The 24,825-nt window shown below is 36.6% G+C and carries 25 protein-coding genes; 4 read left to right on the top strand and 21 right to left on the bottom strand.

All coding sequences use genetic code 11. The annotated features are described in order from the left end of the window. Window positions 1–51 precede the first annotated feature (51 nt). Window positions 52–987 (top strand): ribonuclease HIII, encoded by a 936-nt coding sequence (rnhC, locus tag HF964_RS07660; protein ID WP_168722459.1) that lies wholly within the window; start codon window positions 52–54, stop codon window positions 985–987. Between the two features lie 170 nt (window positions 988–1,157). On the opposite strand, the gene HF964_RS07655 is transcribed toward rnhC, so the two are convergent. From HF964_RS07655 to HF964_RS07640, 4 genes are all read right to left on the bottom strand, one after another. After that, a complete protein-coding gene (locus tag HF964_RS07655; RefSeq protein WP_168722458.1) occupies window positions 1,158–1,607 on the bottom strand; it encodes a universal stress protein in 450 nt (149 codons plus the stop codon). A gap of 18 nt (window positions 1,608–1,625) precedes the next feature. Continuing rightward, a complete protein-coding gene (locus HF964_RS07650; RefSeq protein ID WP_168722457.1) occupies window positions 1,626–2,993 on the bottom strand; it encodes an Nramp family divalent metal transporter in 1,368 nt (455 codons plus the stop codon). Window positions 2,994–3,223: 230 nt separating this feature from the next. Then, window positions 3,224–3,898 carry a VIT1/CCC1 transporter family protein gene (locus HF964_RS07645; protein ID WP_168722456.1) on the bottom strand — a complete coding sequence of 225 codons (675 nt, stop codon included), beginning with the start codon at window positions 3,896–3,898 and terminating at the stop codon, window positions 3,224–3,226. 12 nt (window positions 3,899–3,910) lie between these two features. After that, on the bottom strand, window positions 3,911–4,618 hold the full coding sequence (locus HF964_RS07640; RefSeq protein WP_246220267.1) for a VIT1/CCC1 transporter family protein: 708 nt from the start codon (window positions 4,616–4,618) through the stop codon (window positions 3,911–3,913). A gap of 102 nt (window positions 4,619–4,720) precedes the next feature. On the opposite strand from HF964_RS07640, the gene HF964_RS07635 reads away from it, so the two are divergent. Further along, window positions 4,721–5,203, top strand: coding sequence for a Fur family transcriptional regulator (locus HF964_RS07635; RefSeq protein WP_168722455.1), 483 nt, complete (start codon window positions 4,721–4,723; stop codon window positions 5,201–5,203). A gap of 47 nt (window positions 5,204–5,250) precedes the next feature. Here the strand turns inward: HF964_RS07635 and pyk are convergent, their stop codons facing one another. Continuing rightward, complete coding sequence (gene pyk / locus HF964_RS07630; protein WP_168722454.1) at window positions 5,251–6,687, bottom strand: pyruvate kinase; 1,437 nt, start codon at window positions 6,685–6,687, stop codon at window positions 5,251–5,253. A gap of 102 nt (window positions 6,688–6,789) precedes the next feature. Beyond that, a complete protein-coding gene (gene dnaE, locus HF964_RS07625) occupies window positions 6,790–10,137 on the bottom strand; it encodes a DNA polymerase III subunit alpha (protein ID WP_168722453.1) in 3,348 nt (1,115 codons plus the stop codon). Window positions 10,138–10,273: 136 nt separating this feature from the next. Here dnaE and HF964_RS07620 point away from each other — a divergent pair, with 136 nt between their 5' ends. After that, window positions 10,274–10,456: a DUF2929 family protein gene (locus tag HF964_RS07620; RefSeq protein WP_168722452.1), complete on the top strand. Its 183-nt coding sequence runs from the start codon at window positions 10,274–10,276 to the stop codon at window positions 10,454–10,456. Window positions 10,457–10,498: 42 nt separating this feature from the next. Here HF964_RS07620 and pepT read toward each other — a convergent pair whose 3' ends face one another. The 10 genes from pepT to trxA all read right to left on the bottom strand — a co-directional run bounded on the left by pepT (window position 10,499) and on the right by trxA (window position 19,057). Continuing rightward, window positions 10,499–11,728, bottom strand: a complete 1,230-nt coding sequence (gene pepT, locus HF964_RS07615) for a peptidase T (protein WP_168722451.1) — start codon at window positions 11,726–11,728, stop codon at window positions 10,499–10,501. A 23-nt stretch (window positions 11,729–11,751) separates the two neighbouring features. Next, window positions 11,752–12,558 carry a Nif3-like dinuclear metal center hexameric protein gene (locus tag HF964_RS07610; RefSeq protein WP_168722450.1) on the bottom strand — a complete coding sequence of 269 codons (807 nt, stop codon included), beginning with the start codon at window positions 12,556–12,558 and terminating at the stop codon, window positions 11,752–11,754. Then, the gene (locus tag HF964_RS07605) at window positions 12,555–13,232 is read right to left on the bottom strand and encodes a tRNA (adenine(22)-N(1))-methyltransferase (protein WP_168722449.1); all 678 of its coding nucleotides are present in this window, start codon (window positions 13,230–13,232) and stop codon (window positions 12,555–12,557) included. Before HF964_RS07605 ends, HF964_RS07610 begins: the two co-directional genes overlap by 4 nt. A gap of 151 nt (window positions 13,233–13,383) precedes the next feature. Beyond that, a complete protein-coding gene (gene rpsT / locus HF964_RS07600) occupies window positions 13,384–13,638 on the bottom strand; it encodes a 30S ribosomal protein S20 (protein WP_168722448.1) in 255 nt (84 codons plus the stop codon). A gap of 63 nt (window positions 13,639–13,701) precedes the next feature. Then, window positions 13,702–13,971, bottom strand: a complete 270-nt coding sequence (gene rpsO, locus HF964_RS07595; protein ID WP_168722447.1) for a 30S ribosomal protein S15 — start codon at window positions 13,969–13,971, stop codon at window positions 13,702–13,704. Between the two features lie 134 nt (window positions 13,972–14,105). Next, entirely contained in the window at window positions 14,106–15,122 is a 1,017-nt protein-coding gene (gene holA, locus HF964_RS07590; RefSeq protein ID WP_168722446.1) for a DNA polymerase III subunit delta, read from the bottom strand. A gap of 6 nt (window positions 15,123–15,128) precedes the next feature. Further along, window positions 15,129–17,375, bottom strand: coding sequence for a DNA internalization-related competence protein ComEC/Rec2 (locus HF964_RS07585; RefSeq protein ID WP_168722445.1), 2,247 nt, complete (start codon window positions 17,373–17,375; stop codon window positions 15,129–15,131). After that, on the bottom strand, window positions 17,375–17,848 hold the full coding sequence (locus HF964_RS07580) for a ComE operon protein 2 (protein ID WP_168722444.1): 474 nt from the start codon (window positions 17,846–17,848) through the stop codon (window positions 17,375–17,377). The genes HF964_RS07585 and HF964_RS07580 overlap by 1 nt, the downstream gene beginning before the upstream one ends. Window positions 17,849–17,924: 76 nt before the next feature. Then, window positions 17,925–18,629, bottom strand: a complete 705-nt coding sequence (locus tag HF964_RS07575) for a ComEA family DNA-binding protein (RefSeq protein WP_168722443.1) — start codon at window positions 18,627–18,629, stop codon at window positions 17,925–17,927. Between the two features lie 110 nt (window positions 18,630–18,739). Beyond that, window positions 18,740–19,057, bottom strand: coding sequence for a thioredoxin (trxA, locus tag HF964_RS07570; protein WP_168722442.1), 318 nt, complete (start codon window positions 19,055–19,057; stop codon window positions 18,740–18,742). Between the two features lie 181 nt (window positions 19,058–19,238). Here trxA and HF964_RS07565 point away from each other — a divergent pair, with 181 nt between their 5' ends. Continuing rightward, a complete protein-coding gene (locus tag HF964_RS07565) occupies window positions 19,239–19,391 on the top strand; it encodes an SPJ_0845 family protein (protein ID WP_168722441.1) in 153 nt (50 codons plus the stop codon). A gap of 177 nt (window positions 19,392–19,568) precedes the next feature. On the opposite strand, the gene HF964_RS07560 is transcribed toward HF964_RS07565, so the two are convergent. The 5 genes from HF964_RS07560 to tuf all read right to left on the bottom strand — a co-directional run bounded on the left by HF964_RS07560 (window position 19,569) and on the right by tuf (window position 24,821). Then, the gene (locus HF964_RS07560; RefSeq protein ID WP_168722440.1) at window positions 19,569–19,862 is read right to left on the bottom strand and encodes a nucleoside triphosphate pyrophosphohydrolase family protein; all 294 of its coding nucleotides are present in this window, start codon (window positions 19,860–19,862) and stop codon (window positions 19,569–19,571) included. Between the two features lie 2 nt (window positions 19,863–19,864). Beyond that, the gene (yihA, locus tag HF964_RS07555) at window positions 19,865–20,491 is read right to left on the bottom strand and encodes a ribosome biogenesis GTP-binding protein YihA/YsxC (RefSeq protein WP_168722439.1); all 627 of its coding nucleotides are present in this window, start codon (window positions 20,489–20,491) and stop codon (window positions 19,865–19,867) included. Between the two features lie 169 nt (window positions 20,492–20,660). After that, complete coding sequence (gene clpX / locus HF964_RS07550; protein WP_168722438.1) at window positions 20,661–21,914, bottom strand: ATP-dependent Clp protease ATP-binding subunit ClpX; 1,254 nt, start codon at window positions 21,912–21,914, stop codon at window positions 20,661–20,663. 184 nt (window positions 21,915–22,098) lie between these two features. Beyond that, window positions 22,099–23,400, bottom strand: coding sequence for a trigger factor (gene tig / locus HF964_RS07545; RefSeq protein WP_168722437.1), 1,302 nt, complete (start codon window positions 23,398–23,400; stop codon window positions 22,099–22,101). 233 nt (window positions 23,401–23,633) lie between these two features. Next, window positions 23,634–24,821, bottom strand: coding sequence for an elongation factor Tu (tuf, locus tag HF964_RS07540; protein WP_168722436.1), 1,188 nt, complete (start codon window positions 24,819–24,821; stop codon window positions 23,634–23,636). Between the last annotated feature and the right edge of the window lie 4 nt (window positions 24,822–24,825).

Below are 24,825 nucleotides of genomic sequence, written 5' to 3'. Positions count from 1 at the left end.
TTGTTATGTATAATTGGAGTTGTTACCTCAAAAAGAAAGTGAGCTTATATCGTGTCGATTGTTATTCAAACTACAACTAATCAGTTAAGAACTTTCGCTCAGCATTATCCATCTAATACTACCGTACCAGTTGGAGCGATTTTTCGCTATAAGGGATCTGGTGTGATGGTCACTGGTTATAAATCTGGTAAAGTCATGTTTCAAGGTCAAAATGAACTCGCTGAATCGCAAAAATGGGCATCAAACGCATTAACTACTAATAGTATGCAACAAACTAGTCTTAAGCGTGCTAAAACTAATCCGGTGCCCTCTAACTTACCTGATAACCTTGCACAACTAGGAGTGCTTGGCTCTGATGAAGTTGGGACTGGTTCATATTTTGGCCCGTTAACTGTGGTTGCCGTATATGTTGCACCAGACCAAATTACCACCTTACAAAGCCTAGGTATTGCTGATTCAAAAACCCTAACTGATGCCAATATTGCTAGTCTGGCTGAAAAATTAATCAACATGTTGCCGTACCACATTGTTAACATTATGCCGACAACTTACAATCAATACAACCAAACTTTGAATGCCAATGAAATTAAAGCACATGGTCATAATCGAGCTTTAAGTGCTGTTTTAGCTAAAATAGCACCACACATGCCTGATGCAATTTTAATCGATCAATTCACACCTGCTAACACTTATTGGCGTTATTTAAGTAAATTAAATTATGTGGTCAAAGAGAATGTCTACTTTGCAACAAAGGCCGAGCAACTACATGTTGCCGTTGCGGCAGCCTCAATCATTGCGCGTTACGTTGAACTTAAATCCTTGCAAGAACTCAGTGCTCAAGCCCATTGTGAGTTACCCGTTGGTGCGGGTAAGAACGTTGATAAAATAGCTGCTAAACTACTTCATCAAGGTATAGATTTGAGACAATACGCTAAATTACACTTTGCTAACACAAAAAAAGCCTATTCAATCGCCGAAAATAATTGATTTAAAATTTTATCAGTGTGCTAATTTAATTATATATTCAAAACGACTTACCATATTTACAAAATGTATACTAAAAAGGCTGAGGGAATTTTTCCTTTCAGCCTTTTTAGTATTATAAAACTTTATTACATTGGCTTAACTAGTTAAAGCACTTAATATGTAAATTATTTTTAGCGAACGACTAAGACTGATACTGGTGAGTATTTTGCCACATATCCAGCTTGACTACCCATGTATTTTCCGAGTCCTTTTTTAGTTGCCGCAGCCCCAACGACTACCAAATCCGGTTGCACATTTGGGATAACATCTTTAACAATCGTTTCTCCAGGTTCACCTTCAGCAAATACTAAATGAACTTCTTTGACACCTGCTTCAAGTGCTTGTTGCTGATATTCATGCAAGCGTTGTTCAATTTTTGCACGCTTGGCTTTTAATTTTTCTTTATCTAAAGCTTCAAAGACATTTAGCGTGTCTGTTTCTAACACCGTTACAATGTGTAATAGTGAATCATCTTCGAGGGCGTGGCTAACCGCATTTAAAAATGCAAATTGTGCGTCCGCTGAATCATCAACCCCCACTAAAATATTTTTATGCTTTGGTAATGAGAAATTTTCACCCATTTATCATGGCCTTCTTTCCTAAAAGAGTCGAATTAACTGTTGGACAATATTAATAACTAATTGGAAATTCAAAATTGTCAATCCAATTGCTGATATCCAAGCGATAATTGAAATCCAGAGTGGATTAGCATACTCACCCATTACTTTCTTTGAACCAGTAAACCAAATCAATGGAATCATTGTAAATGGCAAAGCAATTGATAAGAAGACTTGTGAATAGACAAGTAAATTATCCATCGCACCTTCTGTACCACCCCAGACAATTGCTGCGATGATAACTGGTACAACGGCAATTACCCGGGTAATTAACCGCCGAGCCCACATTGGAATTTTCAAATGAATGAAACCTTCCATAACGATTTGTCCTGTCAAAGTTCCTGTAATGGTTGCATTTTGACCTGATGCCAACAAAGCAATCGCAAACAAGGTTGAAAGGACTGGCGAGGCAATTCCCTTAGCAATATTATTATCACTCAAGGCGCGATACAAATCCCCAAACGCTTGCAATTGATCACCATGACCAAAGAACAACGCTGCTCCTAAAATAAGTAACAATGCATTAATAAAGGTTGCCCCAATTAATTGAATGTTTGAATCCCACGTAGTAAAACGCAACGCATTTCGTACTTCAGCTGGGTCTTCATGATTAATTGCCCGCGTTTGAGCAATTGATGAGTGGAGATACAAATTGTGAGGCATCACAGTTGCCCCAATAATACCCAATGCTAATAATAATTGATCATGGTGGAAAATTTCGGGACGGGGTAAAATACCACCCGCGATACCGGCAATGCTTGGTTTTGAAAGAATCACCAAGTAAAGGAAAATCCCAAGAATTGATAAAATTAATGTAATAACAATTGTTTCAATTTTACGGAATCCTAATTTTGTTAATAATAATAGCAAGAACACGTCTAATACTGTTAACATCACCCCAACAACTAATGGTAAGCCAAAAAGCAAGTTAAGGGCGATTGCACCCCCAATGACTTCCGCAATATCAGTTGCCATAATCGCCAATTCCGTCATAATCCATAAAACAAACCCGATTGGCTTGTTAGTTCGATGCCGAATTGCCTGGGCTAAATCCATCCGCGTTACAATCCCTAATTTAGCAGCCATGTATTGCATAATCATCGCGATAATTCCGGAAATAATAACAACAGATAAGAGTAGATAACGATACTGTGCTCCCCCAACAATTGAGGTAATCCAGTTACCTGGATCCATATATCCCACGGCAACTAAGGCACCTGGTCCACTAAATGCAAACAGCGTGCGCCAAAAACCAGCATTTTTTGGTACTTCAACGGATCCGTTGACTTCCTCCAAACTCGCTGCATCGCCATCAAGTGCAAACTTGTTTTGTGTTTCTTCTTTCGTCATGAACTCCTCCTTCTTTGAAAGGAAATTCCTAGTACGTGTCGAACAAAGTAAATTACTTTGCAATCTAATGCGCTTCGAGAACATTCGTTGCATAACTCCAATTGCAGACAGACTACGATCTCTTTCAGATATTCTGCATCGTAAATTTCTACGACAACAATAATTATACCGAATAATCAGCATTATTGTAAAATATATTACTAAATCAAAACAAAAATTATGCATAACTTTTAGAAAAGCAAGCCAATTCCATAATGAATAGCAATTGTTATAATACTTATGATTATATTCCTAATAATCGCACGTCGTACAAGTCCCTGTCCAATCTTTGCACTTAAATAACCGATAATTCCTGCTGTTAAAGCGGTAACTACAATAGTCCCCCAAAAACGCAAATCGGGTGGTAAAAAGAGCATGGCAATTAATGGTAGTAAGCCAGCTAAAGCGGCGGACACAAGCGAAGCCACTGCCGCTTCAATCGGATTCATATAGTGACCCAAATCAATATTATATTTAACACTCACAACGGTTGCTAACGGTTGTTTCATTAATAATTCTTCCGCAATAGCATTTGCGGTTGTCTGACTAACACCGCGACTAACATAGTGGTCAGCTACCACGGCTAATTGACTTTGATAATCATGCTTTAGGTTATGTGCTTCTAAAGCCACTGCCGCTTTTTCAGTGTCACTTTGTGAGCTAACTGAAGCATATTCACCCCCAGCCATTGAAAAAGCACATGCCACTAAGTCAGCAAATCCGGCTAGTAAAATTGTAAACCGATTAGGAGTGGCCGCAGCAACACTAAACAACACTCCAACAACTGTTAAAATTCCATCATTTGAACCTAAAACACCGGCCCGAATTGCATTTAAACGTTCATCCATATTTTGTTTTTTAGCCATAATTTCACTCCATTATAATCCTACAAAATAACCCATTAAAAACGTTACCAGCATCGTTATAACACCACTAACAAAGTTACGTAGCATCCCCCGTTTAGGATCAGCATTCCCTAAGCGCGCGGCTAAGTAACCAGTAATTAATAAGGCGATGGCCACCGCAATAAATGTCCCGCCAATATTAAATGTTTTTGGCAACAAGGTAATCGCAACTAACGGTAAAATTGATCCTAATGGAAAGGAAATCATCGAAGCTAGCGCTGCTGCATACGGATTAGTAAAATCATTAATTTCAAATCCATAACGTTCACGAACAACCGTTGCTAACGCATCCCCAGTCATCATTTCTGCCGTCGCTTTTTGGGCTAAAGATACGGAAATGCCTTGTTCAATGTATTTTTGTTCCACAAACTGGTATTCAGCATCATAATTAGCTTCTAAAGCGGTTGCTTGAGTTTGAATAGCCGCTTTTTGGGCGTCTTTTTGCGAATTAACCGATACATATTCACCCATCGCCATTGAAACTGTACCAGCTAGCATCCCTGCTAACCCCGAAATTAAAATTGCAAAACTACTTGTTCGTGCCCCAGCAACCCCAATAACAATGGCGGCCACGGATAAAATCCCGTCATTAGCTCCCATAACACTAGCCCGCAGAATATTAATTTTTTGTGCTAAACTAATCTTTTTTACCTGTTGCATTGGTTCTTCTTTTACATTCATTTTTTACCCTTCTTACGCTATAATAGAGTTAGGATATTCCTTATTTAGAATTATTCTAATTAAAGAGTAGCACTTTTTTATAAAAGTACAAGGTCTATTTACATGAAAGAAGGTCTCGTATTGACTACTCACGAACTCGAAAACGCTCTTGATTTTCTCCGCCAAAAAGGACTTCGGATTACCAGTCAACGTTCGCTTATTTTAAACTATTTAATTACGCAACGCACTCATCCGACAGCAGAAGAAATATTTAATGCCTTGAAAGCGACGGATACTAATCTTAGCTTAGCGACCGTCTATAATACGTTAGATTTATTTATTGAGCATCATCTCGTCGTCAATTTAGCTGGTAACGATGATAAGCAGCACTTTGATTACTTTGCACACCCCCATTATCACGTCATCTGTAGTGTTTGTGGGCGGATTGAAGATGTCTTTGACTTTAGTTTTAATCCACTCTTAGACCACGCCCAAGCGCATACTGATTATCAAATTGATCATGCGGCCGTCGAAGTCTTTGGGGTCTGCCCGACTTGCCAAGCTAAGCAAAAAAATAGCAAAGAAAAAGCCGATTACAAAATGTAATCGGCTTTTTCAATGTTCGCTAAATTAGCAAACATTGCTTTATTTAATTAATCAATCGTTTGGATAGTCATGATGTTAGTAGTACCAGTAGTAGCAACTGGAATACCAGCAGTCACGATGATGTTATCACCCTTCTTAGCAAGACCGCGTTCAACCGCAACCTTCTTAGCCAAGGCAATCATTTCATCTGTGTTAGCAGGTTCTTCAGTAATCACTGGTTCTACACCCCATGACATTGTCAAGGCACGTTGCACGCGTTCACTGAAAGTAATTGCTAAGATGTCAGCATTTGGACGGTGCTTAGAAATCATCTTCGCAGTGTAACCTGAAGCAGTTGCAGCAACGATAGTCTTGATGTTCAAGTTCTTCGCAGCAGATGCAACGGCCGCAGCAACTGATTCAGTAACATCAGTTGCATCAAACAAGTTATCAACCATGCGACCGTTTTTAGCCAATGCTGATTCAGCTTTCATGTTGATGTTAGCCATCATAGCAACAGCTTCCTTAGGGTAGTTACCGTTAGCTGATTCACCTGAAAGCATCGTTGCGTCAGTACCATCAAATACGGCATTGGCAACGTCAGAAGCTTCAGCACGTGTTGGACGTGGTTTTTCTTGCATTGAGTCCAACATATCAGTTGAAGTGATAACTGCCTTACCAGCAGCATTCATTGAACGAATCAAGTCTTTTTGAACCAAAGGAACATTTTCAGGTGGAATTTCGATACCCATGTCCCCACGAGCAATCATTAAACCATCAGAAACCTTTTCGATTTCAGCCCAGTTGTCGATACCTTCTTGTGATTCAATCTTAGGGAAGATTTGAACGTCTTCCTTGTTCTTTTCCTTCAACAACGCACGGATTTCAAGCACGTCTTCAGGCTTACGAACGAATGAAGCCGCAATGAAGCTAATGCCTTGGTCAAGACCAAAACGGATGTCATCAGCATCTTTTTCAGTGATACCAGGTAAGTTAATTGAAACACCAGGTGCGTTAACACCCTTACGTGAACCAAGAAGACCTGGGTTTTGAACAGTTACAACTAATTCACGAGTTGCATCGTCCTTAGCATCGATTTGCATGTCAATACGACCATCATCGAAAAGTACGTGGCCACCGATTTGAACGTCGTCAAAAAGATTTTCGTAAGTAACAAAAATCTTTTCTTTGCTACCAAGCTTTTCAGCAGTAGCATCCATACCAATACGTAATTGGTCACCGGCGTTAAATTCGATCTTACCAGTTTCAGTACCTTGCTTAGTAGTACGGATTTCTGCACCCTTAGTATCAAGTAAGAAACCAACAGTCTTTCCTGTGATCTTTTCAGCTTCGCGAACCGCGTTCATACGGCCGAGGTGTTCTTCGTGATCACCATGTGAGAAATTGAAACGGAAAACATTTGCACCGTTTTCAATCAAGCTAACAATAGTGTCAACATCAGAACTTGCAGGTCCAAGTGTTGCAACAATCTTGGTCTTTTTCATGACGTAACATATCTCCTTAGATATAACTATAAATTTTCATTCCTTGTGTATGATAACACATTTTATCGATAAATATGAGCCTTCTTGATTAAAAAATCAGACTTAATTATCCTTAAAAATTACGTTTCCTTGTCCTAACAATGATGTAAGCGATTCCATCAATTGTTGATTTTTTTTAAGCCACCACTCCTTTGACATTAAAATTTTACGATTATCGATTTCATAAACTAAAATAACTGGATTATCACCATGATTTGCCTGTAAAATTTGCCGTAATTCATTTTCAATTTTAAGTCGATTTTTATCTTTAGCTAGCTTCAAAAACCACTTTCCTTGCGGTTTTTCACTTATATTATTATCATTTTTTAGTATGACTTCACTTGCTAATTTCATATAATCAGCTATAACTTGTATCTCGCGTCCTTGCTCGACTTTCCCTCTTAAAACATATACTTTTCCCAGACTAATTTGTGCTTTAAATTGGTTATATACTTGTGGGAATAAGGTTATGCTTAACTCACCAGTTTGATCAGTTGCTGTCAGAAATGCCATCTCTTTACCAGTTTTAGTTCGAATTACATGTATTTTTGTGATTAAAATCACTAGATTAACCTTTGCATTAATTTGCAACTGATTAATTGCTGTTATGTTTATCTGTTTAGCTAAGTGCCGATATTGGGTAACTGGATGTGCTGAAACGTAGATTCCTAATGTTTCAATTTCCATTGCTAATTTTTCAGATAATTTAAAATCTGGTAACTTAGCGATTTTAGGAGCCATTGTAGCAAATAATGACATTGAACTACCCGATAAACCAACTGCCTCTAAAATACCGTTTAGTGCTTGTAGCAATTCTTTACGGTTGTAACCTAAATTATCACATGCACCAGCTTTAATTAATATTGTAAACATCTTCTCATTACGCCATTTATCATTTAAACGACTAATTAAATTGGGTAAACTTTCAAAACGACCATGAGCATTTCGTTCATTCAATAATTCATTAATAAAATCACTCCGCAATCCTTTAATAGCAGATAATCCAAATCGAACTGCCCCATCCGCACTAATAAAATCATGATTACTACGATTAATGTCTGGGCCAACTACTGTAATCCCAACTTGTCGAAGCTCTTGTATGTAAACTCCTAATTTGTCAATGTTCCCTGTGTTGGCGTTAATTAAGGCAATGAAAAATTCACGAGGAAAATGAACTTTTAAAAAAGCTAATTGATATGCCATTTTTGAATATGCAATAGCATGCGAACGATTAAATCCATAGTTAGCAAATGCTTCAATATAATCATATACAGTCACAGCAACAGCTTGGGCATGCCCTAATTTAATAGCTCCTTGAATAAATTGTTGCCGTAAGACATTAATCTTTTGTGCATCTTTTTTACTAATTGCACGCCGAAGCATATCAGCTTGAGCCAAACTAAAACCAGCTAATACTGAAGCAACTCGCATAACTTGCTCTTGGTAGACAATAATCCCAAAGGTTGGTGCCAAAATAGGTTGCAAAATAGGATCAGGATAGGTAATTGGTTCTTTACCGTGTTTACGTGCTACAAATCGTGAAATATTTTCCATTGGTCCTGGTCGAAAGAGTGCATTAACGGCAGCAATCATTTCAAAAGAATCTGGTTTTAATTGCCGTAACACTTTTTTTATTCCTTCCGATTCAAACTGAAAAATTCCATTCGTTTTAGCATTTTGAAATAAGGTCAACGTTTCTTGATCATCAAATGGAATTGTAGAGAGATCGAATTTAGGGGATGTCTCATGAATTAACTTAAGCGTTGTATCAAGAAGTGTTAAATTACGTAAGCCTAGGAAATCCATTTTAAGGAGTCCTAGAGCCTCAACTGGATTCTTAGGTAGTTGAGTCATTAACCGCTTATCTGGTCCATTTTGGACTGCTACAATGTCTGTTAAAGGTTCTTGTGAAATCACTACTCCAGCTGCGTGGGTACTATAATTACGTGGTAAACCTTCCAATTGTTGAGCTACATTTAATAATAAAGCACCATTAGGCAAATCATTAATAATATTTTGAAAAGATCGTGATTTTTCAATGACACTTTTTAATGTAATATGTGGTGCATTTGGGAGAGCCTTTGCTAATTGAGATAATTGAGGTTGTGTATAACCAAAAACTCGGCCAGTATCACGAATAACTTGCTTGGCAGCTAAAGTACCAAATGTAATAATTTGAGCTACATGGGTATGACCGTATTTATCATGTACATAATTCAAAACCTCTTCACGACGATTATCGGGTAAATCTAAATCAATATCTGGCATTTGTGCTCGATCGGGATTTAAAAATCGTTCAAATAATAAATCATATTTAATAGGATCAACGTCTGTAATCATTAATGCATAAGCGACTAATGATCCTGCAGCTGATCCACGGCCGGGGCCTGTTTGAATTCCTTGTTGGTGTGCCCATTTAATAACATCCCATATTATTAAAAAGTAATCATTGAACCCCAATTGGTTAATAATTGTCAATTCATGGGCTAAACGTTTTTGATATTTTTCATCAGTTAAACCACGTTTCTCTAATCCTTTGTGACTAATTTCAGCTAAATAAGCCTGCGTTTGTATTCCCACTGGCAATGAAAATACCGGCAACTGCGGTTGCTTGAAGTTCAACTCAACATTAATTTGTGAAGCCAACCGTGTATTATTTTCAAATACCATCTCTAAGCCTGCTTGCTTATAGGCTAACTCTATTTTGGCAACTGGCTTCAAGTAATTAGCACCCATTTCGCTACGTGCCTGGCCTAAATTACTCAAAACAATATTAGCATCAATTGCTTGTAAAACTTTACTTGCGAAAAAATCATTAGCTGCTACATAGTAAACTGGTTCATCCACAACTAACGGAATTTTCACATTCACACTAAATTCCTGTAAATATTGCCGATGTGTCAGTGCTTGGCTTAAGTTGATTCCTAAATAAACGGATTCGGTATCAAATAACTGCTTGAATTGCTTAGCAACCTGCTCTGCTAATGTTACTTGACCTTGTTGTAGTAACTGATCAATTTCACCACCTACTGGGCTAATAGCAATTAAATCACTTAAATAATTTTCAATCACTTCAAAATTAGCATCAGCTGGATTAGCAAGTGTCATCTTATATGATGATATTTTCATCAGATTTTGATATCCGCGGCTATTCTTCGCAATTAAAATAATTGAACCTATTGTGCTTTGATTAACAAGGCCATTTATTTTTAAAGTTAAACCTAAAATTGGTTTCATATCTGCAGCAATGGCAGCATTATAAAAGTCAACAACACCATACATTACATCAATATCAGTTAACCCAATATTTTGATAACCAAGTTCTTTAGCTTTGATTACTAATTCTTTAGGGGTGGTTGGACTTTTTAATAAGCTATATGCACTTAATGCTTGAATTGGAAAATAACTCATTTTAATCCCCCTTTCATTTAACGAAGTATTCTCTAGAGTTGATACTGTTATTATAGCAAAAACATTTACGCTTGCATTTAAATATAGAGAGCGTAAACTAATAGTGAAATAATGAATAAACGAAAAGGTGTATATTATGAAATACTTTATGGGTGCTTTTTGGGCATTGATTTTCGGTGAAATTATTGGTTATATTGGTCATGCTCTTGAAGGTGGTGCATACTCACCTGCCTTCATCGCCATCTGGGCCATTTTTATTGGTCTTGCCGGTGCGATTATCTTTTCAAAAATTTCAACTGGTGCCAACAAACAACAATAAAAAAAGTTCGGGATAACCCGAACTTTTTTTATTTACTAGCAATTAGTCAGCAATATTTAATTCTGAAATCTTTAATAAAGTGTCAACCGCTTGTTCCATAACTTGTGCAGAAACAAATTCGAACCGTGAGTGCATGTTTTCACCACCAGCAAAGAGGTTTGGTGTTGGTGTGCCAAGGAAAGTAATCTTAGAACCATCAGTCCCACCACGAACTGGTTCGATTAATGGCTTAATATCAAGCGCCTTCATCGCATTGGCTGCTAAGTCAACTGAACGCATGTCATCTTTTAAAACTTCACCCATGTTAAAGTATTGATCTTTGATTTCAACCTTAATCCGGTCACTACCAAAGTCAGCATTCATCTTGTCAGCGATTGTAAGAAGTAATTGCTTACGTTCTTCAAACTTTTGACGATCGTGGTCACGGACAATGTAACGAATAGTAGCGGCTTCTGGTGAACCACCAATTTGCATGGCGTGCCAGAAACCTTCAGTTCCTTCAGTGTGTTCTGGACGATCATGTTCTGGTAAAGCTGCATGGAAATCCATCACAACTTGAATTGCATTGATCATTGTGTCTTTAGCTGAACCAGGGTGCACATTTTTACCTTGCACTGAGATTTTAGCATCGGCCGCATTGAAAGTTTCCCATTCCAATTCACCTAATGGACCGCCATCAACAGTATAGGCAAAATCAGCACCAAATTCTTTCGTATCAAAGTTATCAGCACCAATACCAATTTCTTCATCGGGACCAAAGGCCACTTTGATGGTTCCATGCTTAACATCCGGGTTAGCAATCAAGTATTCCATGGCAGCAATAATTTCAGCTACCCCAGCTTTGTCATCAGCACCAAGTAAAGTGCTACCATCTGAAGTAATTAAAGTGTGACCTTCATAGTTCTTCATGTTAGGGAATTCAGCTTGGCTTAAAGTCCATTCATCACTCAACTTAAGATCTGACTTACCGTCATAGTTTTCGTGGATTTGTGGTTGCACGTTTTCAGAATTGAAATCGGCCGTATCAACGTGTGAAATAAAACCAATCGTTGGTACATCTTTATCGATGTTACTTGCTAACTCAGCAAAAACATAACCATCTTTCATAGTTCGCACATTTTGCAAACCAATTGTCTTTAATTCAGTTGCTAAATCTGCTAAAAACGCAACTTCCTTAGGATCGGATGGAACAGTCGTTGATTCCTCGTTTGAACGAGTGTTAACTTTCGCATATTTGATAAAACGTGGTACTAAATTTTCGTATTTAGCCAATTGCTTATACCTCTTTCTTTGACTTAAACAAATCGGAATGGATCCGTGTTTATATTAGATTGTACTACATCTAATTCCCATTCGGCGTCATTTGACCAATCTTTAATAAATTGTTGCATTGCAGTTTTCATCCAAAATTCCATATGATGTCCAGGATCAATTACTGATATTCCACTTACCAAAATATCATGAGCCACATGATAGCTTACATCAGCCGTCACTAGCACATCTGCTCCTTGACTTTTAGCTTCTTTATAGAATTCTGAACCTGCCCCACCAATAATCGCCACTCGTTTAATAAATTGATCAGTATCTGTCGTTATTAACCGCACATGTTCAACTTTAAATGTCTGCTTCAATCGATTAGCAAAATCCTTTAATAACGTTGGCGCTGGTAAATTTCCAATGCGACCCAAGCCAATCCCAGGTTGATTTACTTCTGGATTTAGCGGGGTTGTTTCTGGCAAACCAATAATTTGGGCTAACCAATCATTCATCCCATCACTAACTTTATCAAGATTCGTATGAGCAGCATAAACCGTAATGTTATGACGTAATAAATCTGCATACATCCGATTTTGAGGATTTGTTAAATCTAAGTCATAGGCTGGTTTAAACATCACCGGATGGTGCGCTAAAATAAAATCTACACCTAATGAAATTGCTTCTTGAACAACTTCTGGACGCACATCTAAAGTTGTCATAACTTTATGAATTGGCTTCTTCAAATCGCCAATTTGTAGACCACTGTGATCCCAACTTTCAGCTAACTCTAATGGTGCAAATTCCTCAAGTCGCTTAACAAGTTCATATCCACGAATAACTGTCATTTTAATACTCCTTGAATTACTGTAATCTCAGCCTTAGTTGCAGCAATCCGATCTTCGTGTAATGGTGTTGCCGCTTGCAAGAAACCTAAGACCTTTTCCTTACGTGCTAATTCATGTTCCCATTTTGCGCGCCAAACTGATGATTGTGTAGTACTTAAATATGGCCCAAATTGCTTTTCACGATCTGATAAACTCATCTTGCCAGGAACTGCTTTAATTAACTCATATGTGTGCTTATCTTCAGTAATAATATCTTCAGCAATAATTTGATAATCATGTGCTTCTAACCATTCACGAACAGTGGCTTCATCTGTATTAGGCTGTAATATTAAGGTATCAAATCGAGGGCCAGCATCCAAAATTTTACTAATTAAAATGCCTCCCATTCCTGCAATAACTACCGTATCAATGGCATCATCGGGTTCGATTGCCGCTAAACCATCAGCTAATCGCACAATAATTTTATCTTGAAAACCTTGTTTATTGACTTCCGAAGCCGCATTTTTCATTGGTCCAATTGCAACCTCACCAGCCACGGCAAAATCAATTTTTTTATTTAAGAGTAAATTGACTGGTAAATAGGCATGATCTGAGCCGATATCTGCAATTCGTGCACCATTTGGCACCATTTGTGCAACTGCTGCAAGGCGTTGCGATAATTTATGTCCATCCATTATGTGTATCCCTGATTTCTTTCTAATTTCTACTTAAAATAGTATCATTAAATTGAAAGTCTGAGCAACTGGAATAGGTAATTAAAATTATTTATTGCACAAAAAAAGTTCTACGATGAATTAAATCATCATAGAACTTTTTAAATTGCAATTACTTGCTCAACTTAGCAGCCAAACGTGACTTATCACGTGATGCTTTGTTCTTTTTGATCAAACCCTTGCTCACAGCTTTGTCGATTGCTGAAGAAGCAACAACATATAAGTCTTGAGCATTGTCAGCACCGGCAGCAGCAGCAGCAACGAACTTCTTAACTTGAGTACGGTATGAGCTCAATTGAGAAGCACGGCGAGCTTGCGCTTTTTCGTTAGTGCGGACACGTTGGATTGAAGATTCAATAACTGGCATTGATAATTCCTCCTGGTCTTTTTTCTGTTAGATAGCAGTTACTTTGTGTTATTAATAAAAATATTAACGACGCAAACCAAGTGCCTTAATCAATTCACGGTAACGTTGAACATCTGAGTTACGGAGGTAACGTAATAAGTTACGACGGTGACCGATCTTCTTCATTAAACCACGTTGTGAGTGGAAGTCGTGCTTGTGAATTGAGAAGTGAGCGTTCAATTCGTTGATGTCTTCAGTAAGGACTGCAACTTGAACTTCAACAGAACCAGTATCGCCTTCGTGACGACCAAATTGCTTAATAAGTTCGTTCTTACGTGCTTGTGAAATAGCCATGGGTTATTTCCACCTTTCTTTATTTATTCCAAAAACCGAGTAAATCGACGGTGAACCGATAAACTAAGTAAAAGGCTGTGCTCTTTAGCACTTTTATAATATTACACGTCTTGCTTTAGTAATGCAAGAAAAATTTATTTATTTACAAAATTAATCATAAATAATTCAAATAACATCTCTGGATTTCGACTAGTACTTTTTAATTGCTTCTCTAGATCAAATAATCCTAAATATGCTTGACTTAAGTCTTGTAAACTAAAACGCTTGCTTGCTTGATTTGCTAATTTAACTCGATATGGATGTACCTTAAGTTGAGTTGCTAACTCCTTCTCATTACGTACTTTATTCATCAAGCCTTTAACTTGTAGTAATAATCGAAACTGTCCAATTAATAATGCATTCATTTTAAGTGGTTCCTCACCATTAGCTTTAAGTTCATGGTATAGAGCTAATGCATTACTCGTCTGACGTGCTAACACTGCTGTCACCAAATCAAAAACATTTTCAGTCAATGATTTAGTAACTAATTCTTCAACTGCCTTTTGGTTAATTATCTTTTCTTGATAACAATACAAATAAAGTTTACTCAATTCTTGCATTATAATTGTTAAGTCGGCATTTGTTCTTTGAACTAAAGTATCCAATGCACGTCCTTCAATGTTAAATCCATGTTCTTTAACATCCGTAGTAATAAAGGTTTGGATTTCACGTTCTGAGATTTTTCCAAAATCAAAAATTGTTGCTAATTTAGTAAGCATTTTAACAACTTTTTTACGTTTATCCAGTTTTTCATATGGTGCCAAAAAAACTAAAATGGTATTTGGCTCTGGATGTTCCAAATATGCCATCAATGCATCTAAGTTATGATTAGCACGTTGCTTTTTAGTTTCTCCAGTTAGGAAGAGTGGCTTTTCTAAAATTACTACTCGCCGTTCACCAAAAAAAGGAATATTTGCGGCATCAGCCAATGCTGTTTCCAAATCAACTTCATCCATATCATAACTTGCATAGTTCATAGCTTGCTCTTCAGGAGCTATTAACTCCTTAAAAGCTTTACGAATTCTTTCTATAAGATATAATTGTTCGCTCTGTACGAGATATACTGGTTGAGGCGAATTTTTTATTTGGTTAATTAAATCATGTATGTTCATTAAATATTACTCACTTTTCATTTTCGACCAGTTGTCACTAAACTGTGACCATTCATATTTAATCATACCATCTCTAGCTGTACTAAAATATGGAATTTTATTTTGAGCTAAATTCATTAACGTTTCTTCATGCGGGTGATGATACCGATTATTTCGTCCCGCTGAGATAATTGCAACTTTAGGCTTAAGTGTTTCTAAAAAGTCTTGACTACTACTCGTCTTACTGCCGTGATGACCTAATTTAATGACATCAACTGGTTTAATTTGTTGCAATGGCAATCGCAATTCATTAGCACGATCAAGATCACCCATGAATAAAAAACTTAATCGACCAAATTTACCAAGTGTAACTACCGAATCTTCATTTTTACCTTGACCATTTTTAACTGGCCATAAAACTTGTAATGGTAAATCAACGACTTTTTGGCCTGCATGAATACCTACTAGCTTAACGTGATATTTTAATGCTAAATACTGATATTTTGGCATTTTTTCCATACCTTGTCCAACATATAACCAATGGACCTTAAATGCCTTTAACAAAATCTCAATATCACCGGCATGATCAGCATCAGCATGCGTTAAGATAATTTGCTTAATATCGGCAATTCCTTGTTGCATTAAATATGGTACAAGAAACATTTCTGCATTTGACTTAGCTTGCTTAATTCGTCGCTGCCAATTATGTTCAGTTGGAATTGCTAAGCGACCACCTGTATCAATTAGCGTCACCTGGTGATTAATAGGCGTCTGAATAACAATACTGTCACCTTGACCGATATCAACAAATGTAACTGTACCATGAAACGGAATTTTAATACTAATGAATCCAATAGCATATACTGTCAATAATACCATCCATCCCCGGCGACTTTTAAAGTTTTGCATTAAATACAAGGTCATTCCGGTTGCTAATATCGCTAATATCGAATTAAATTGGCCAAAAATAATATTACCTGGCAACTTACTTAACCACATAATTATATTTGCCAATAATGTAATTAAATAATCCACACCTATTGCTAACGATGGTACGATTGGAAAGGCAAGTACACCGATAGTAGTTAATGGCACGATTAGGTGAGTAAACAATGGAATAAAAACAAAATTCGCTAAAAAAGCTAACAGATGCGTTTGATATGTTGTATGCAGTAACAGTGGCAATGTAATTAAATTCATCATTAAAATTTCTTGCCAAAATTTTAATCCCTGTACAAAAACTAATGCTAATAAGTAAGATAATTGCCCCCCAAGCATCCCCAAAATACCAGGTTCAAGCCATACACCTATTAATAAACTAATGCTCCAACCATCTAGTGGTGTAAGATTTTTTTTCATTATTATTAATAACTGCGCCAACATTCCAATTATAATTGCCCGAATCAATGATGGTATACTACCAGAAAAAAGGTAATACATTGGTAAAATAATTAGCATTAATATCGCCGTTATTTCACTTGGTAATCGTATTTTCCCAAGTAACCATGTAATCATGCTTATCAACATCGTTACTTGAAAACCAGAAATACTAAACAAATGAAGTAAACCTAATTCACGAATACCTTGATTATCTTGATAGAAATCAGGCCTAATATAACCTAAAAGTAGTGTTTCACCGTAATAACGCAATGACTTTGGCAATTTATCAAAATAGTCTAAAACTTTTTGGCGTGCTTGATGAATCCAACTAATTATATTCTCAGGATTTTTATTAATTTGAATTGCTACCAACTGTGCTGCATTCAAAGTTGCATTGATCTGCTGTAAAGCATAGAATCTACGACTGTCAAATTGCCCACTATTAGTTGCTTGATCAATCGGTTTTATACTCCCCCTGACAGTAAGTGTAATTTGGCCAGTAGCTTGACCCAAACGTTGTTTTAACATTTCATCTGGAATAATAGCATTAATTAATATTTTAGTTTTTGTATGTGGTAACAGTGCCGTTGTTTTCAAAACATTACCATCAATATCGATTTGGTCAACCCATACCGTGACTTTAATATCTACTATTTGTTTAGTTTGCTGTTGAGCTTGTTGTTGTAAAAGATTATTTTGCTGTACAAAATTGTTAAGCAAGCCATAAAAAAATCCACAAGTAACCAAGGTAATGATTAATACTTTGGACTCTTTTAGTAAATAAATACGAACTAATAATGCAAATAAAAAAACAATTACCCACCAATTATTCTCGAGGACAGCGGCTGATATCGTAATTGTAGCTAACGCTGGGAATATCCAACGTTGTGTCACTAGTTAGTAAATTTAGCTAAATCCACAGCGTCCTGTGAGCTTGAAGAAAAATGCACTTGATTTAAGGTAACTTTTTTTAAATTAATCAAATGCATCGCGAAATCATCATTTCGATAATTACGAAGATAGTTTATTTTTTTAATCCCTGCTTGTAAAAGCATTTTTGTACAATTTGCACATGGAAAATCAGTTACATAAACTTCTGCTCCATCAACTGGAACACCATATTTTGCACATTGCAGCAACGCATTTTGCTCAGCATGAATTGTGCGAATACAATGACCATCAACAATTAAATCACCATCATCAATGCAGTGTGCATCCCCCTCAACTGATCCATTATAACCACTAGCAATTAATCGGTTATCTCGGACTAACACTGCCCCAACTGATAAACGATTACATGTCGAACGTGATGCTAATGCTACTGCTTGTAACATGAAATACTCATCCCATGAAATTCGTTCTTGCATGCTTCTTCCTCCTATAAAATTAAATATTGGCTCTATTATATCAAACTAGATCTTTTTTAGGGATAATCCCAAATAATTAGACTGCCAAATAAGGTTTAAGTTTTAGGAAAGTTTTTTCTCCAAATCCATCAACTTGCTTTAAATCTTCAATTACTTTAAAACTGCCATGTTGTTGGCGATATTGTAATATCGCTTCAGCTTTACGTTCTCCAACGCCCGTCAACGTTTGAAGGTCCTCTTTTGTAGCTGAGTTTAAATTTACAACTTTATGTATATCGTTTACATGGCTACTTTCATCACTTACATTTCCAGAGTTATTACTGGGTTGTTGTGTACTATTATTAGTGTGATTTGCTTGAAATTGTGCAGGTATTTTTTCTCCTTTACGGGGAATGTAAATAATTTGTTGATCTTTAACTACTTGTGCTAGATTAACTTGAATAAGATCAGCTTCAGGCAATGCACCACCAGCTAATCCTAAGATAGTTTCAACACGACCATCGTTATTGATTTTATATACCCCAGGATTTCTAATGGCACCTTTAACATCTACATAACCACGGCCTTGTCCCTTATCCACAGTATTATTAGCACTAGTCTGTACTGATGAACTTTTTACCTCACTAAATTTACTACTAGCCAATTCTTTAAAATCATTACGTGGCTGGGCATTAGTATGATTTTTATAACTACTAACTAAAAAACTTAATGCTATAAATATAATAATTACAGCTAAAATAAGAAATCGTTGCCTCTTCTTTACTACTTCCCACCATTTCATATTCGTAATACCTCCTATTTGCAAGATACATTACGAATTTATTTTTAAATAAACAAAAAAAGAATCAAAATCTTGAAGATTTTGATTCTTTTTCCAATGTGTACTTTAACTTAATCGATATATTGATCTAAAACTTGAGTAAGTTGTTCTTTTGAATGGTAACCAATGATAGTTTCGACAACTTCCCCATCTTTTTTGATAAGTAAAGTTGGAATTGACATAATTCCAAACTCTTGTGGAGTTGCTTGATTAGCATCAACGTCCATTTTGTTAAAAGTAACTTTATCACTTAATTCTTCTGACAAAGCATCAATAACTGGGCTTTGCATGCGACAAGGTCCACACCAAGTAGCCCAAAAATCAGTAAGTGTCACACCAGTTGCGGTATCTTTTTCAAATGTTGCATCTGTAGTTTCTAAAACAGCCATTGTAAATTCCTCCGTTTATATCCTTTGATTGAATATAATTCTAACATCGATTTATATTTTTATCTAGTACTTTGCTTACAAAAAATTAGTAATTTTTTGTAATAGATTTTCAATATCATTTATTGCAAAAAAATGCTAAACTTAGGTTAATTAGTTAATTTTTAAAGGAGTGTAATTTAATATGGCCTTAACTGTAAAACGCGAAACAAATTTTGATAAAATGCTTGGTGATTTTATTACTTTACCACTTGATGATGGTGACAAAGATGCAAAAAATAAAGCACTTGGCCGTAGCGATAAAACTTCAAGTGATACATCTGAAAAAAAAGCTTAGTTACTGATAAATAATATAGTAATTTTAAATATCCGTGAAAAATATTCCAAAAGACAGATAATTTCATAAAAACAAAAAAAGACTGAATTTTTGCAAATAATTCAGTCTTTTTTAGCTTGTGTCACACTAACTTTTTGCTAATATTTCTCGATTTCTGTCATAGATCTTTATTATATTTTAATTTAATTGATTATCAGGATAACGCTTATTTAAAGCTGCCAGATTTTCTTGTGCAGCCGCTTCAAAATCAATATCAGCCCACTCCGCAATTTGTGATAAATACCATAATGCATCACCAATTTCGTGTGTTAGTGCATCTTTATCTAATTGAGCTCCCTCAAAACTATACCGCTTCATCATATACGTAATCTGTCCTGTTTCAGAAGCAAGTCCTAAACCTAGATTTGTTAGAACTGTTTCCGTTCCAAATAATGTTCGATTAGCGGCCTTTTGATAATCATTAAATTCCATAATTAATTAATCTCCTTAGTAGCAGATTCGACAACCACTTCATCTGTCATCCGATCTTCAATCCATTCCCACACAGCATCTTTACCGTCTTTAGTCACAGAAGAAAACATCATAAATTCACTTTTTGAATTATCAAATTGTAACGCCTTCTTAATAGTTGATTCAGCTTTATTCCATTTGCCGCGTGCAATTTTATCAGCTTTGGTAGCTACTACTAAGACAGGAATATCAAAGTATAATAGCCAATTATACATGTTTATATCATCTTCTGATGGAGCATGTCGAGCGTCAACTAAACTAATTACTCCACGTAATTGTGAACGAGTACTTAGATACTCTTCAATCATAAAGCCCCATTTTTCTCGTTCAGCCTTAGATACTTTAGCATACCCATAGCCCGGTACATCAACAAAATAAACTTGATCTTCAACATTGTAAAAGTTTAACGTTTGTGTTTTTCCTGGCTGTGATGAAGTTCGAGCAAAACTCTTACGATTAATTAAAGTATTAGTAAGCGAAGACTTACCAACATTTGAACGTCCAACCAATGCAATTTCAGGTAATTCATTAGTTGGGTATTGTTTTGGCCCCACTGCACTAATAGTTAAGGCAACATTGTGTACATCCATAATTTTTCTCCAATCTATATTCTAAATTTTGACTACAACTAATATCAATTTAAATCAACCTATCTAGTATACCAGACAATCTTACCATATTTGCTAAGATTTACTAGCAAACACAAAAAGCTGGCAATTATTCATTACCAGCTTTTAAATTAAGTACTCAAAAAATACTTTAATTTTGTGTGCTTGCCAAAATTAACTGTGGCTCAGTATGTTGATTAACCGTCTCTTCATCGACAATGACTTTTTTAATATCATCACGACTAGGTAAGTCAAACATAATATCACGCATTACTTCTTCAATAATTGAACGTAATCCACGTGCACCAGTATTTCGGGTAATCGCTAAATGTGCCATGGCATGTAACGCTTCACTTGTAAACTCAAGTTCAACATCTTCCATCCCAATTAAAGCCACATATTGCTTAACTAAAGCGTTTTTAGGTTCTGTTAAAATTCGAACTAAATCATCTTCATCAAGCTTCTCAAGAGCGGTCAAAATCGGTAACCGTCCAATGAATTCAGGAATCAAACCAAATGACATTAAATCTTCTGGAATAACTTGTTGCATAATGGTTTTTTCTTCTAATGAATGTAATTGTGCTAATTTATTTGAATCAGTTCCAAAGCCAATTACTTTATCACCTAAACGCTCTTTAACCATTGTTTCAATACCATCAAAAGCACCGCCAACAATAAATAAGATGTTGGTTGTATCAACTTGAATAAATTCTTGTTGTGGATGCTTGCGACCACCCTGAGGCGGAACATTTGCAATTGTACCTTCAAGAATTTTTAAAAGAGCTTGTTGAACCCCTTCACCAGATACATCTCGGGTAATTGAAACATTCTCTGATTTTTTTGCAATCTTATCAATTTCATCAATATAAATAATTCCACGTTGGGCGCGTTCAACATCATAATCAGCATTTTGCAAAAGTTTTAGTAAAATATTTTCAACGTCTTCACCAACATATCCTGCTTCAGTCAATGTCGTAGCATCCGCAATTGCAAATGGAACATCTAAAATACGTGCTAAGCTTTGTGCCAAGTATGTCTTACCTGAACCGGTTGGTCCAATAACTGCGATATTAGATTTTTGTAATTCAATATCGCCTTCACCGACCAAGGTATCATTAATACGCTTGTAGTGATTATAAACTGCTACTGCTAGCGTCCGCTTAGCATTTTCTTGACCAACAACGTACTTATTTAATGCATCAACTATTTGGCGTGGCGTCGGTAAATCAATTACCTCTTCTGCTGCATCATGACGGACTTCTTCATCAATGATTGATTTTGCAAGAGTAATACATTCATTACAGATAAAGACCCCTGGCCCAGCGATTATCTTTTGCACTTCATCTTGTGATTTTCCACAAAATGAACAGATGATTGGTCCCATCGGATCAGTCGTATCGAGCATTGGCAATGCCTCCTATCAAAAATTCGTTATTTAAATTGTACCATATCAATACTATTCTTCACTACTAATAAAAATTTTAGTAAAAATAAATTGACTTTTTATTATTAAAAACCCCACACGTATATAGATAGTGTGGGGTTTTATTTATCATTATCTGATATCAAGAACAGAAGCTAATTTTTAATTATGCTTCTTCCTTAGCTGAATCAACGATTAAATCAACAACCTTTTTGATTGCGATATCGTGTTTCAACATTGCAGGAGTCAATGCTTGACGTACGGCTTCTTCATCGATACCGTATTGAGCAGCTAAATCTTTAACTTCAGCATCAACTTCAGCATCTGTACCTTCAACCCTTTCAGCAGCAACGATTGCTTCCAAAACAAGGTTTGTCTTAACACGGTTTGCTGCACCTTCTTCAAATTGCTTGTGCAAGTCTTCTTGTGTAGTTCCAGTTAATTGGAAGTACATTTCAGGGTTAATACCTTGTTGTTGCATGTTACCAAGGTATTGATCCATTTGACGGTGTACATCAGCATCAATCATTGCGGCAGGAATATCACCACCAACAACAGTTGCGTTATCAACAGCCTTAGTAATTGCAGCTTCTTCGATAGCATCTTTAGCAGCTTGTTGCTTAGCTTCCTTCAAGTTAGCCTTAGTAACAGTCTTCAATTCGTCAAGTGAGTCAACATCTTCGTTAACATCCTTAGCAAATTCGTCGTCTAAAGCAGGCAATTCTTTAGTCTTAACTTCGTGAAGCTTAACTTCGAATAAAGCATCTTTACCTGCTAAGTTTTCAGCTTGGTAGTCTTCTGGGAATTTAACGTTTACGTTTACATCTTCACCAGCTTTGTGGCCAACAAGTTGGTCTTCAAAACCAGGAATGAATTGACCTGAACCTAATTCAAGTGAGAAGTTTTCACCTTTACCGCCATCAAAGTGTACGCCATCAACTGAACCATCAAAATCAATAACAACAGTATCACCGTTTTCAGCTGCTGCGTCTTCTTTCAAGACTAATTCAGCTTGAGATGCACGCAACTTTTCAATTTCAGCATCAACTTCCTTAGCAGTTACACGAGTGCTTTGCTTTGGAACTGAAAGGCCTTTGTAATCGCCTAATTCAATTTCAGGTGCAATTTCAACATCAGCATGTAACTTCCAAGGTTGACCCTTTTCCATTGAATCTGCATCAATGTTTGGTTGACCAACTGGGTTAATACCAGTTTCAAGAACAGCGGCTTCATAAATATCACCTAAAACAATGTTCAAGGCATCTTGGTATAATGATTCTTCACCAAATTGCTTGATGAAGATTGCCTTTGGCATCTTACCCTTACGGAAACCTGGAATATTAACTTGACCCTTTACTCGATCAAAAGCCTTGTCAATACCATCAGTGTATACTTCAACTGGGATTTCAAAAGATAATGTACCTTTATTTCCATCACCCTTAGTAAATTGTGCGTTTGTTGCAACCATGTGTTAATTCCTCCAATAAATGAATTGCTGCAGCTAATTCATTGTTTTCAATGTTTAATACATACGAATAATAGTTTAACATACTAACTATTATATGCAAATATAAAACCAGTAATAGACTGATATTTCAGCACTTTTTTGTTAGTTTTATATAAAAAAAGGATTTGCATAAAATGCAAATCCTTTTTAAAAAGTTGTCCTTGTTAAATCAAACAACCGATTAGACTAAAATATTAGTCTTCGATTTCTGAAACAACACCGGCACCAACAGTACGGCCACCTTCACGAACAGTGAATTTAAGACCCTTTTCAATGGCAACAGGGCTGATCAATTCAACAGTGAAAGTAACGTTATCACCAGGCATAACCATTTCTACACCTTCTGGCAATTCGATAACACCAGTAACGTCAGTAGTGTGGAAGTAGAATTGTGGACGGTAGTTTGAGAAGAATGGAGTGTGACGACCACCTTCTTCTTTAGAAAGAACATAAACTTCAGCCTTGAAGTTCTTGTGAGTTTGGATTGAACCTGGTTTAGCTAAAACTTGACCACGTTCGATATCTTCACGTGAAACCCCACGGAGCAATGCACCGATGTTATCACCAGCTTCACCCATGTCCATAGTCTTACGGAACATTTCAACACCAGTAACAGTAGTTGAAGATGCTTCTTCCTTCAAACCAACGATTTCAACTGCGTCACCAACTTTAACTACACCACGGTCGATACGACCTGATGCAACAGTACCACGACCAGTGATAGTAAATACGTCTTCAACTGGCATCAAGAATGGCTTGTCAGTGTCACGGTCTGGAGTTGGGATGTATGAGTCAACAGTATCCATAAGTTCTTCGATAACCTTAACTTGTTCAGCATCACCGTTAAGGGCAGCAAGAGCTGATCCACGGATAAATGGAACATCGTCACCTGGGAAATCATATTCGCTAAGTAATTCACGAACTTCCATTTCAACAAGGTCGATAAGTTCTTCATCATCAACAAGGTCAGTCTTGTTCAAGAATACGATAAGGTAGTCAACACCAACTTGGTGAGCCAAAAGAATGTGTTCACGAGTTTGTGGCATAGGACCATCAGTAGCAGCAACAACAAGGATGGCACCATCCATTTGTGCAGCACCAGTGATCATGTTCTTAACGTAATCGGCGTGTCCAGGGGCATCGATGTGAGCATAGTGACGTGCTTCAGTTTCGTATTCGATGTGAGCAGTGTTGATAGTGATACCACGTTCACGTTCTTCTGGAGCAGCATCGATAGCAGCAAAGTCAGCTTGTTGAGCCAAACCTTTGTCAGCCAATACCTTAGAGATAGCAGCAGTTAAAGTAGTTTTACCGTGGTCAACGTGTCCGATAGTACCGATGTTAACGTGTGGTTTTGTGCGTTCATAATGTTCTTTAGCCAAAATG

It is taken from the genome of Periweissella fabalis (genome assembly GCF_012396505.1).
GTDB classification, from domain to species: domain Bacteria; phylum Bacillota; class Bacilli; order Lactobacillales; family Lactobacillaceae; genus Periweissella; species Periweissella fabalis.
This window is presented reverse-complemented; position numbering and strand designations above follow the sequence as displayed.